The organism is Leisingera aquaemixtae, assembly GCF_001458395.1.
Taxonomy (GTDB): domain Bacteria; phylum Pseudomonadota; class Alphaproteobacteria; order Rhodobacterales; family Rhodobacteraceae; genus Leisingera; species Leisingera aquaemixtae.
In genome coordinates this window covers 121,602-132,242 of the sequence record NZ_CYSR01000027.1, presented here as the reverse complement: position 1 = coordinate 132,242, position 10,641 = coordinate 121,602, and the positions used below count along the sequence as shown (strand labels likewise).

11 protein-coding genes are annotated in these 10,641 nt (G+C 67.1%); all 11 read right to left on the bottom strand.

Translation table 11 applies throughout. The features are described 5' to 3' along the window. Nucleotides 1–368: 368 nt before the first annotated feature. Complete coding sequence (gene ftsH / locus PHA8399_RS13325) at nucleotides 369–2,282, bottom strand: ATP-dependent zinc metalloprotease FtsH (protein WP_058286622.1); 1,914 nt, start codon at nucleotides 2,280–2,282, stop codon at nucleotides 369–371. A 78-nt stretch (nucleotides 2,283–2,360) separates the two neighbouring features. Beyond that, nucleotides 2,361–3,614: a tRNA lysidine(34) synthetase TilS gene (gene tilS, locus PHA8399_RS13320; protein WP_082649546.1), complete on the bottom strand. Its 1,254-nt coding sequence runs from the start codon at nucleotides 3,612–3,614 to the stop codon at nucleotides 2,361–2,363. After that, nucleotides 3,611–4,438 carry a tol-pal system protein YbgF gene (ybgF, locus tag PHA8399_RS13315; RefSeq protein ID WP_058286621.1) on the bottom strand — a complete coding sequence of 276 codons (828 nt, stop codon included), beginning with the start codon at nucleotides 4,436–4,438 and terminating at the stop codon, nucleotides 3,611–3,613. Before ybgF ends, tilS begins: the two co-directional genes overlap by 4 nt. A 3-nt stretch (nucleotides 4,439–4,441) precedes the next feature. Further along, entirely contained in the window at nucleotides 4,442–4,954 is a 513-nt protein-coding gene (gene pal, locus PHA8399_RS13310; RefSeq protein ID WP_058286620.1) for a peptidoglycan-associated lipoprotein Pal, read from the bottom strand. A 103-nt stretch (nucleotides 4,955–5,057) separates the two neighbouring features. Continuing rightward, nucleotides 5,058–6,383 carry a Tol-Pal system beta propeller repeat protein TolB gene (gene tolB, locus PHA8399_RS13305; protein ID WP_058286619.1) on the bottom strand — a complete coding sequence of 442 codons (1,326 nt, stop codon included), beginning with the start codon at nucleotides 6,381–6,383 and terminating at the stop codon, nucleotides 5,058–5,060. Next, nucleotides 6,380–7,531, bottom strand: coding sequence for a cell envelope integrity protein TolA (gene tolA / locus PHA8399_RS13300; protein WP_058286618.1), 1,152 nt, complete (start codon nucleotides 7,529–7,531; stop codon nucleotides 6,380–6,382). Before tolA ends, tolB begins: the two co-directional genes overlap by 4 nt. 15 nt (nucleotides 7,532–7,546) lie before the next feature. Further along, a complete protein-coding gene (gene tolR / locus PHA8399_RS13295; RefSeq protein WP_058286617.1) occupies nucleotides 7,547–8,038 on the bottom strand; it encodes a protein TolR in 492 nt (163 codons plus the stop codon). A gap of 4 nt (nucleotides 8,039–8,042) precedes the next feature. Further along, the gene (gene tolQ, locus PHA8399_RS13290) at nucleotides 8,043–8,738 is read right to left on the bottom strand and encodes a protein TolQ (protein ID WP_058286616.1); all 696 of its coding nucleotides are present in this window, start codon (nucleotides 8,736–8,738) and stop codon (nucleotides 8,043–8,045) included. A 107-nt stretch (nucleotides 8,739–8,845) separates the two neighbouring features. Then, nucleotides 8,846–9,229, bottom strand: coding sequence for a tol-pal system-associated acyl-CoA thioesterase (gene ybgC / locus PHA8399_RS13285; RefSeq protein WP_058286615.1), 384 nt, complete (start codon nucleotides 9,227–9,229; stop codon nucleotides 8,846–8,848). Nucleotides 9,230–9,402: 173 nt separating this feature from the next. Further along, the gene (gene thpR, locus PHA8399_RS13280) at nucleotides 9,403–9,945 is read right to left on the bottom strand and encodes an RNA 2',3'-cyclic phosphodiesterase (protein WP_058286614.1); all 543 of its coding nucleotides are present in this window, start codon (nucleotides 9,943–9,945) and stop codon (nucleotides 9,403–9,405) included. Continuing rightward, complete coding sequence (locus tag PHA8399_RS13275; RefSeq protein ID WP_058286613.1) at nucleotides 9,945–10,613, bottom strand: hypothetical protein; 669 nt, start codon at nucleotides 10,611–10,613, stop codon at nucleotides 9,945–9,947. Before PHA8399_RS13275 ends, thpR begins: the two co-directional genes overlap by 1 nt. Nucleotides 10,614–10,641 lie beyond the last annotated feature (28 nt).

The window sequence follows — 10,641 nt, the reverse complement described above, 5'->3', positions numbered from 1 at the left end:
ACGCGGTGCGGCCGCGCTGGCGCGGTTGTGGGCCTTGCTGGGCGGAAGGGGGGGCAGCCAGACCCTGGTGGTGTTTCCCTGCGGCAAAACCCCGGTCCCCGACGCCAACCTCGGGGCGGGGGGCGGCCCCCGGCTAAGGGCTCCACAGCGGGCCCGGACCCCCCAGCTTTGGAGCTCGGGGGCGGGCGGGGGGGCCGGGCATCGGCCATGGCGCGGCGCCTGCGGATCGGATCGCCCGGGGGATCCGATCCGGGCGGGGCCGCGGCGGGCAGCTTTGCTCCCCGCCGCGGCCCCGCCACCCCCAAAAAGCAAACGTCCCGGAGACCGCTGCAAGGTTCCGGGACGCGTTTCACTTGCTGGCTTGACGCTTACGCTGTCGGCTCAGGCTCCATGCCGCCTTCCGGCGGGGTTTTCTTGGGCTTTGCCTTGGGGATCGCGGTGACGGAAGCGGTGCCTTCATCCTCGCCGCCATCCTCATCATCGCCAGCCTGCGGCGGCTCGCCGTTCATGACCCGCTTGATCTCGTCGCCGGTCAGCGTTTCGTATTCCAGCAGGCCCTGCGCCAGGCGTTCCCACTCCTCCTTGTGCTCCGTGAGGATCTGGAATGCGCGCTCATAGCCATCCTGAATAAAGGCCTTCACCTCTTCCTCGATCAGCTCCTTGGTGTGGGCCGAGACCGAGAAGCCGGCGGTGTTGCCGGAATAGCCCTCATGCGCTTCGGCATAGTCGATGTTGCCGACCTTGTCGGACATGCCCCAGCGCATCACCATAGCGCGCGCCAGCTGGCTGGCCTGCTGAATGTCGCCGGCCGGGCCGTTGGACACATGGCCTTCGCCGTATTTGATGACCTCGGCCGCCTTGCCCGCCATGGTCATCGCCAGCTTCTGCCCGCACTCGTCCTTGTGCCAGTTCAGCCGGTCCATTTCCGGCAGGCTGACTACCATGCCCAATGCGCCGCCGCGCGGGATAATCGTCGCCTTATAGACCGGATCGCATTCCGGCAGCACCATGCCGACAACGGCGTGGCCCGCTTCGTGGTAGGCGGTCTTTTCCTTCTGATCCTGGGTCAGCACCATCGAGCGGCGCTCGGCTCCCATCATCACCTTGTCCTTGGCGGATTCGAAATCCTCCATGGTGACAAAGCGGCGGCCGACACGCGCAGCCATCAGCGCGGCCTCATTGACCAGGTTGGCCAGATCGGCGCCGGAGAAGCCGGGGGTGCCGCGGGCGATGATGCGCAGGTCCACGTCCGGGCCCAGCGGGGTCTTGCGGGCGTGCACGCCCAGGATCTTCTCGCGGCCCTTGATGTCCGGGTTGCCGACGGTGACCTGGCGGTCAAAGCGGCCGGGGCGCAGCAGCGCCGGGTCCAGCACGTCCTTGCGGTTGGTGGCGGCCAGGATGATCACACCCTCATTGGCCTCAAAGCCGTCCATTTCCACCAGCAGCTGGTTCAGGGTCTGCTCACGCTCGTCATTGCCGCCGCCATAGCCGGCACCGCGGTGGCGGCCCACTGCGTCGATCTCGTCGATGAAGACAATGCAAGGCGCGTTCTTCTTGGCCTGCTCGAACATGTCGCGCACGCGGCTTGCGCCGACACCCACGAACATTTCCACAAAGTCGGAGCCGGAGATGGTGAAGAACGGCACGCCGGCCTCGCCCGCAATGGCGCGCGCCAGCAGCGTCTTACCGGTGCCCGGAGGGCCGACCAGCAGCGCGCCCTTGGGGATCTTGCCGCCCAGGCGCGAGAATTTCTGCGGATTGCGCAGGAACTCGACGATCTCTTCCAGCTCTTCCTTGGCCTCGTCGATGCCGGCCACATCGTCAAAGGTGACGCGGCCATGCTTCTCGGTCAGCATCTTGGCCTTGGACTTGCCGAATCCCATGGCGCCGCCTTTGCCGCCGCCCTGCATCCGGTTCATGAAATAGATCCACACCCCGATCAGCAGCAGGAACGGAAGCAGCGTGATCAGGAACGACTGGAAACCGGACTGCTGCTGCTTTTCAGCGCGCACCGGGATGTCGTTTGCGATCAGCAGCGAGGTGACCTCGGCGTCGCCCGGCTTGATGGTGACATAGTTCTGCCCGTCGGTGGTGGTGTAGCGCACCTGTTCCCCGTCCAAGGTGACGGTGCTGACTTTGCCGGTTTCAACCGAACTGACGAAGTCAGAAAAAGTGCGTTCACGGCTCTGCATCGTGCTGCCGGAACCGCTGAACAAATTGAACAGCGCCAGAATCAGCAGAAACAGAACAACCCAAAAGGCGATATTGCGAGCGTTGCCCAAGGAAAGTTCTCCCTATCAGTTAGGCGCACCTCACAGGCCGCCTGCGTTGTGCTTAAAATAAGGATCATTCGGGCAGGTTCAATGAGATAAAAGGGATGCAAAGAACTCTTCTTCGCTTCCTGCGGTTTCAGCCGACCAGCCATTGGCCATTCCCGCCGCGGGCGCAGCGGCCAGCCGGGCGCCGCGCCACACCGCCGGGGTGGCCTCCAGCACCGGCCCCGGCACGCCGGTGGCGCGCCAGTCGGGGCACTGCGCCAGCCCCTGCCGCCCCAGCGCCCGCACCTCGCATCCCTTTGCGTCGCCGCCGAAAATCTTCCACCTGCCGTCCCAAAGCTGCCCCGGCAGCGCGGTTACCCCGTTCACGGCATTGTATTCCCGGCAAACCCAGACCTGCTTGGCAGTGCAGACCAGACGGCAGCCTGCCAGGGTGGCGGAGCTGCCGCTTCGCGCCGCCAGGACCGCTTTTTCCATCGGCACCCGGCGCGGCGGATAGGCGGCGCCGGACACCCATTGGACCGCGCGCACCAGCAGCCGGTGGCTGATTTCGACGGGCAAGGTGCGGAACTTGCGCTGGCACAGCACAACCGCGCCCGCCTGCACATGGGCCAGATCGCGGGCGGCCAGAAAGACGTACCAGTCAAGCGCCTCCCGCGCCTTGGACATGTTCCGGGCGATGCTGGCCAGCACTTCGGGCGTCACCCCCAGCGGTGCCAGATGCTCCAGCGCCTTGCGCACCCGCACCCGTTCAAACCGGGTATCCTCGTTGCTTGGATCCTCGGCCCAGTCCACGCCGCGCGATTCCAGATAGCGGCGCAGCTCGCTGCGGGTCACATCCAGTAGCGGCCGCAGCAGGGTCACCCCCTTGTGGGTGCGCCGCGCCGCCATGCCCGACAGCCCTGTCACGCCAGAGGCCCGGGCCATGCGCATCAGCACCGTTTCGGCCTGATCGTCCGCCGTGTGGCCAAGCGCCAGCACCGGGATGCCGTGCTGCCGCGCCCAGCCGCACAAAAGCTCATAGCGCGCTGCCCGCGCCTGTGCCTGCAGGTTGCCGTCCTGCGGCCTGTCCGTCCAGTGCAGCACCTCATGGGCGATGCCAAGCCGGGCCGCTGCCGTGCCGGCCGCTACCGCCTCATCCGCTGAACCGGGGCGCAGCCCGTGATCGACGGTTGCCGCAAAAAGCTGCACTTCACCGCTGCCGAAACAGTCGTGCAGCAAATTCATAAGAGCCATCGAATCACCGCCGCCGGACAGGGCAATTCCCAGCTTGGCGGGCAGAGCAGACCGGAACTGACTGCGCACCAGGGCCGGAATATCCCGCCCGGCCTCGGTCAAGAGCAGCCCAGCTTGGCCAATTCGGCCCTGGCCTCTTCTTCCGCGCTGGTGCCCGGGAACCGCACGCCGACTTCGGACAGCGTCACGCAGGCCTGATCGGTCTGCCCCAGACGGCCCAGAGCCGCGCCCAGCTCAAACAGCGCCTTGGGCGCCACCGGGCCGGCGGAATTGCCTGAAAAGGCCGCCAGATAGGCCCGGGCCGCTTCGCGGGTGTCGCCCAGCCCGTCCAGCGCCTTGCCGCGGCTGAACTCGGCCGCTGCCGCCAGCGGGCTGCCCGGATAGGCCTGGTTGAACGCCGCAAGCTTTTCTGCCGCTTCCTGGTACCGGCCTTCGGCCAGCAGCGCCTCGGCGGCGTCGAAATCGGCCTGTTCGCCAATCGCCAGTTCGCCGCCCGCGGTGCCGCCGTCCGCGGTTTGCGGGGCTACCGCCACCGCCGCCGGCAGTTCGCCGCCGCCCAGCGTGGTGGTTTCGCCCAAGGCGCCGACATCGCCGCCTTCCAGCTCGACCAGGCGGAACTCCAGATCGCCGATCCGGTTGGTGCCATCGGCAACAATCCGGTCGATCCGGTGGCCCAGTTCCTCGGTCTTCAGGGTCAGCCGCTGCAGTTCGCCTTCAATCGCGGCGACCCGGTCCAGCACCGTGTTGCCGGAGACGTCCGCAGACGGGGATCCGGTGGTGGACAGCTCGCGCTTCAGCCGCTGCACCTCCACATGCAAGACGGTCAGCTCCTGGCGGATGTCCGCCAGGGTCTGCTGGTCCTGCGCCGCCAGCGGCAGCGGCAGCAGCATCACAGTGGCCAGAAGCACGGTGCGCAGAGGTTTCATGCCTTACCCCGTCAGGCCGCCAGCCAGCACGGTGACAGCGCGGCGGTTCTTGGAATAGCAGGTCTCGTCCGAGCAGATCTCCAGCGGGCGCTCCTTGCCATAGCTCAACACCTTGATGCGGCCGCCGGCAATGCCCTGGGAGATCAGGTATTCACGGGCGGCATTGGCGCGTTTGGCGCCCAGGCCAAGGTTGTATTCGCGGGTGCCCTGCTCGTCCGCGTGGCCCTCGATGGTGACCGCGTAATCGGCGTTCTGCGCCAGCCAGCGCGCCTGCCCCTGCAGGGTGGCCTGGGCGGCAGGCGACAGCGTGTGCTGATCGACCGCAAACAGAACCCGGTCGCCGACGGACTGGCGGAAATAGGCCGGGCTGGCCGGATCCAGTGCCCCGGCACCGGCACCCGCACCTGCGCCGCCTGCCCCCCCGGCGCCGTTCAAATCGTCATTCCAGGGTTTGTTGCTGCAGGCTGCAAGCCCCAGCACGGCCACTGCCGCGATCGCCAATTTCAAGCCGCTCATGATGTCTGCCTATTCCTTTGCGTTTCTTGCCCCGACGTTATCATAAGCCCGGGTCTGGTTCCATGCGGGTATCCCCGCCTTAATGGCCCTGTTTCCGAAGCGTTCACTTCTGCAGCGGCGACCACGACGGGTCCGAGGCCCCGTCCGGCGTCTTGACCGGCTTCAGGTTGCGCCCGGTGATATCCACCGAATAGAGCAGCGCCCGCCCGGAGCTGCCCTGGCTTTCACGGGTGAACATGATCACCCGGCCATTGGGCGCCCAAGTCGGCCCTTCATCCAGGAAGGAGGCGGTCAGCAGCCGCTCCTCGCTGCCGTCTGTGCGCATCACGCCGATGTGGAACCGGCCCTTGTTCTGCTTGGTGAAGGCCACCATGTCGCCGCGCGGAGACCAGACGGGCGTGCCATAGCGGCCCTCGCCGAAGCTGATCCGCCGCGCCTCGCCGCCGCCTGCGGGCATCACATAGAGCTGCTGGCTGCCGGACCGGTCGCTTTCGAACACGATCTGGCTGCCATCGGGCGAGAACGACGGCGCTGTCTCGATCGAAGGGGCAGAGGTCAGCCGGGTGTTGGCACCCGTGTTGATGTCCATCGAGAACAGGTCAGTGTTGCCGCCCTGGGTCTGGGAATAGACGATGGTGCGCCCGTCCGGCGCAAACCGCGGCGCAAAGCTCATGGTGCCGTCGCCGCTGGACAGCACCTTGCGCTGCACCTGACCCACGTCCAGCACATGGATCTGCGGAAAGCCGCTTTCATAGCTGGTATAAAGCACCCGGTCGCCGGTGGGCGAGAACCGCGGCGCCAGCACGATGGAGGCGCTGTTGGTCAGGTACTGCACATTGGCGCCGTCGTAATCCATCACCGCCAGCCGCTTGCGGCGGTCGTTCTTGGGGCCGCTTTCAGAGACATAGACCACGCGGCTGTCGAAATAGCCGCTCTCGCCGGTGATTTCGCTGTAGATGGCATCGGCCACCTTATGCGCCATCCGCCGCCAGCCGTCGGTGGTGCCGGTGAACTGCAGCGCGGTTTCCAGCTCCTTTTCCGCAAACACGTCATAGCCGCGGAACCGCACCGTCAGCCCGTTGCCGGTGACGCTGACCGCGCCGGTGATCAGCGCCTGGGCGTTCACCGCCTTCCAGTCGGAAAATTTCACTGGGCCGTCGAACGCCGCCACCTTGGAGATATGGGCGCTGGCCGGCACCTCCCGGAACAGGCCGGTGCCGCTGAGGTCAGAGGCGATCACCCGCGCGATTTCGGCGGCGTATTCCGCTGCCGCCGGGGTTTCCGGCACGAAATCCGGCACCGCGTAGGGCAACGGCTCGATCACACCCTGGTCGATTTCGATGCGGAGCGGCCCGGTCTGCGCCGCGGCTGCGCCTGCTCCGGCCAGTGCCGAAGCGCCGATCAGGAGTGCTGCCAGAATATTCCTCATTTGATCCGCATCCTTTCCGGATTGAATGTCATCTCAATATCACGCCATTGCGCGTATTTTTCAGCCGGAAGCTGAAATCCACTGGCACCGCAGCGGATAATCGCCCGCCGCGCCGCATCAAAGGCTTGCTGCGCCGCCGAAGACGCGCCGCCGGTGCTGGACAGCATCCGGATCGACCCGGAGTCAGGCCTGCCGTCCTGCGCCAGCGACACCGCAACAACCACGGTTGTCTTCAGCGCGTCGGTGGACAGCGAGCCCACGTTCCAGCACTGCGACACCGCCACCCGCAGGGCGTCCTTTTCCCCCAAGGTCAGCGGCGGGCCGGACGGTTCCGGATCTTCCACATCGGCGCCGCCCGCCAGCGCTTCGGCCAGGGCGTCCGCCACGGCCGAGGACGTGCCGGACGGCTCCGGCTCTGCCGGCTCTTCAGGCTTTGCCGGCTGGGCCGCTTCGGTAACCTGCGTGTCCGGTGCCGGCTGCGGCTTCGGCCGCGACGGCCGGGTCACGGGGCGTTTGGAAACAGCCGGCGCCGCAGAGGCCGCAATGTCCTCGCCCTCGTTCTCCTCTGTGACGATCCGGTCGCTGGCGGCCTCGCGCGCAGTGGCTTCCTGAACCTCCTGCTCGGTCTCGGCCCCCTCGTCCGGCGCGACCTCGGGCTGAACGACATCGTCGATCCGGGTGTCCGGCTCCGGCGGTGCAACGGGTTCCGGCGCCACCCGGTCCACCGGGCGCGGCGCGGCCTCCGGCCTCACCCGCGGCACCAGCGCCGCGATCTCCGGCTCTTCCGCCGCCGGCGGCGGCGCATCAGGCACCTCCGGCTCGGGCTGCGCATCGGGCAGCTCTGCCACCTGCGGGTCAGGCTCTGCCCGCGCGACCGGCTCGGGCCGGGACACCTCGGGCTCCGGGTCCGGCTGCGGAGCGGGTTCCGGCGCGGGCTGCACCTCGGCAGGCTCGTTCAGCGGTGCGGGCTCCGGCGCGACCTGCGGCGCCTTGCGCTGCTGGCTCAGTTTCTCGAATTCCTCCGCGGAGATCAGCGCCACCTGCTGGACATTGGACGGCAGGGGTTCGGACGGGAACCAAGCGCCGAAGATGACCCATGTCATCAACAGCCCATGGCCTGCCAGCGAGATTTTGGTTCCGGTCTGCACCCCGTGCGTCCCCGCCTACTGCCCCGTGCCTTCGGCTTGCCGCCCGTCCAAGGCCGGGCCGCCAGTATCCGTTACCAGCCCCACGTTGGAAAAGCCGCCCGCATTCAGCGCGCCCATCACCTGCATCACGTCAGCATAGGCGATCTTGCCGTCCGCGCGCAGGAACACCCGGTCCGAGGACCGCTCTGCCGCAATCGCCCGCAGCTTGGGCACCAGTTCATCGCGCGCCACCGGGCTGGTCTGAATCTCCACCCCGCCCTCGGCGGTCATTGTCACGGTCAGCGGCTCTTCCTCGTCGCCCGGCAAGGCTCCGGCGGCGGTCTTGGGCAGCTCCACCGGCACGCCGACGGTCATCAGGGGTGCTGCCACCATGAAGATGATCAGCAGCACCAGCATGACGTCGACAAACGGCGTGACGTTGATCTCGGACATCGGCGCGCCCCGGCGGCGGCGGCGTCCCCGGCGGCGGTCGCCGCCCCCCGAAGGCTGCTGAACTGCGGCGCCCATCGCCTCAGGAATCCAGCTGGCGGCTGAGGATGGTGGCGAACTCGTCGGCAAAGGCCTCGTAGCCGCCGATGATGCGGTCGCTGTCCGCGCTCAACTTGTTGTAGAACACAACCGCCGGAATGGCCGCCAGCAGGCCCAGACCGGTCGCCATCAGCGCCTCGGCAATGCCGGGCGCGACGACGGCCAGGTTGGTGTTCTGCTGCTCCGCAATTTCGATAAAGGCGGTCATGATGCCCCAGACTGTGCCGAAAAGCCCCACAAACGGCGCGGTGGAGCCGACGGTGGCCAGCACCGACAGGCCGCCCTGCAGCCCCTCGGTCTCCTTGGCGATGGCGACATCCATCGACCGGTCGATGCGCGCCTGCGCGCCGGGGATCAGCCCGCCGTCGCTGCGGTGACTGCGGCGCCATTCGGTCATCCCTGCGGAAAAGATCCGTGCTGCCTGGCCGGGAGGCTCAGCGCCGATCTGGTCAAACAGCGAATCCAGCGGGTTGCCGGACCAGAACGCCCGGTCGAAGGCTTCCGCCTCCTGCCGCGCCTTGCGGTAGTTGATCATCTTCTGAATGATGATGCCCCAGGACCAGATCGAGGCCCCGACCAGCATCAGCATCACCAGTTTCACGGTCACGGTGGCCCGCGCAAATAGGCCCCACATGGAGAAATCAATCTCCTGCGCCAGCGCCAGAGTTTCTGCTTCCATTCGCCTGCTCTATGGTTTTTCCCGGCCGTTTATCCGGCCTTATTTGGCAAGACGCTAGCGCAGTTCAATGGCAAAGACCATCAAAACAGGCGGCAGTGTGCCAAATGTTACCGCAATGCGCGAATCTCTGCCGGCAGCCGCGCCGGTTTGCCGCCCGTGGTGATGCAGACGATGGTGACCTGGGCCCGGAACAGCGGCTGGCCGTCGCGGGTGACTTCCTGGATCAGGGTCATCCGGGCGGGGGTCACAGCGTGCATCGACGTGGTGACCAGCAGCTCCTCGTCGAATTTGGCAGGCGCCAGGTAATCCGCCTCGATCCGGCGCACCACATAGATCAGCCCAGCCTCGCGCATGGCGTTCTGATCGACGCCGATGCCGCGCACCCAGTCGCTGCGGGCGCGTTCGATGAAGCGCAGGTAATTGGCGTGATAGACGATCCCGCCCATGTCGGTGTCCTCGTAATAGACCCGGACGGGGAAGTGGTGGTTCATTACCTGCGCTCCTATTGTCCGGCGGGAACTTATTGCACCAGGCAGAAAACCTACAGCAGTTTATAGTTTGCGCGCCAGCAGCCGCCCGGTCGCAAGCCGGGCCGCGCCGTCCCGCCCCCATGGGGCGGCGCGTTTGCGCCACCCCGCGGGACTATGCGGCCCTAGTCAGGCAATCAGCCTCTCAGCTCATACTCCGCCAGCACGTCATACCGCGCCCCTTCCGGCGCAAGCGTGGACTGGAACAGCGCGAAACTGTCCGCCTCGCTCTCCAGCCGGAAATCCGCTTCCGCGGCCAGGAAGCGGGCGATTTTCGCCACTTGGCCTTCCTCCAGATGCCGGGGAAAGCGCGCCAGCGTCACATGCGGGCGGAACCGTTCGCGGGGCAGTTCAATCCCGGACGAGCGGCAGGCGCTGCGGATGCGGTCGCGCAGATGGCTCAGCTCGGGCGTTTTCTGCACTTCTGCCGCCAGCACCCGCGGCAGCTTGCCGCCAAAGGTGTCCAGCCCGCGGAAAGAAAGCGTCAACGGCGGCGCGCTGATCTCTGCCAGCGATTGGTGCAGCGTCTCAAGCACTGCCTCCGGCTGGTCGTCCAGGAAGGCGAGTGTCAGGTGCATGTTGTCAGCAGACACATGCCGCCCCACCGTCAGCCCCTCCTGCAGGCGCTCCAGCGCGTCGAGGGCTGCATCCGGCAGCGGCAGGCCCACGAAAGCGCGCATCAGGACTGCGGCTGAGCCGCCGCCGGGGCCTGCAGGCGGGCAAACAGGCGCAGGGCGTGGGATTTGTCGTCTGCCGCCACCGGCATCATCCGGTCATAAGCCGCGGCAATCACGCCCGCGATCTCCGGGCGCAGGATGGTGGCCCCGGTCTCTGGCAGCACCGCCAGCGGCGAAGCCTCGGCAAAGGCCGCATCGCCCCACAACAGCGCCACCTGCACTGCCTGGGTCAGCGCCAGGGTCTCGGCCGGGATCTGCGCCATCGCGCCCTTCATCCGCAGGAACACGAAGCCCGCCTTGATGCCGCCGTGGTCGTCAAAACGGAAGGCGCGGTACTGGCTGGCGTCCGCCTCCTTCAGCCGCGCGACCAGCGGCTGCAGGCCCGGGATCAGCCGGTCCAGATCCGGCACCTCCAGCAGTTCGTCCCAGTCGCGGAAGAAGAAGAACATCAGGTTCGAGCCCAGCTCCGGGTCGGTCTCGGCCATCTGGTGGCCCGCCAGCGTCATCACCGCCTCCAGCGCGCCCTTGAGGGTCTTGAGGGTCTCGTCCTGCACCCCGAACACGATCGGCGCCACTGGCCGCCCCCAGCGGGCAAAGGCATAGGCACCGTCGTTGCGGGTGAACAGGGCTTCGATCTGCTCCGGTGTCAGGTCTCGCAGCTGGGCGGTCATGGGCGTCTCCTTCGTCTTGCCCCGTCTA

What these genes read in the sequence shown, in the direction of transcription:
- ybgF (WP_058286621.1), bottom strand. Translation starts at nt 4,438, where the DNA reads ATGAAACCTCTGCGCACCGTGCTTCTGGCCACTGTGATGCTGCTGCCG.
- pal (WP_058286620.1), bottom strand. Translation starts at nt 4,954, where the DNA reads ATGAGCGGCTTGAAATTGGCGATCGCGGCAGTGGCCGTGCTGGGGCTT.
- tolB (WP_058286619.1), bottom strand. Translation starts at nt 6,383, where the DNA reads ATGAGGAATATTCTGGCAGCACTCCTGATCGGCGCTTCGGCACTGGCC.
- tolR (WP_058286617.1), bottom strand. Translation starts at nt 8,038, where the DNA reads ATGGGCGCCGCAGTTCAGCAGCCTTCGGGGGGCGGCGACCGCCGCCGG.
- tolQ (WP_058286616.1), bottom strand. Translation starts at nt 8,738, where the DNA reads ATGGAAGCAGAAACTCTGGCGCTGGCGCAGGAGATTGATTTCTCCATG.
- ybgC (WP_058286615.1), bottom strand. Translation starts at nt 9,229, where the DNA reads ATGAACCACCACTTCCCCGTCCGGGTCTATTACGAGGACACCGACATG.
- thpR (WP_058286614.1), bottom strand. Translation starts at nt 9,945, where the DNA reads ATGCGCGCTTTCGTGGGCCTGCCGCTGCCGGATGCAGCCCTCGACGCG.
- PHA8399_RS13275 (WP_058286613.1), bottom strand. Translation starts at nt 10,613, where the DNA reads ATGACCGCCCAGCTGCGAGACCTGACACCGGAGCAGATCGAAGCCCTG.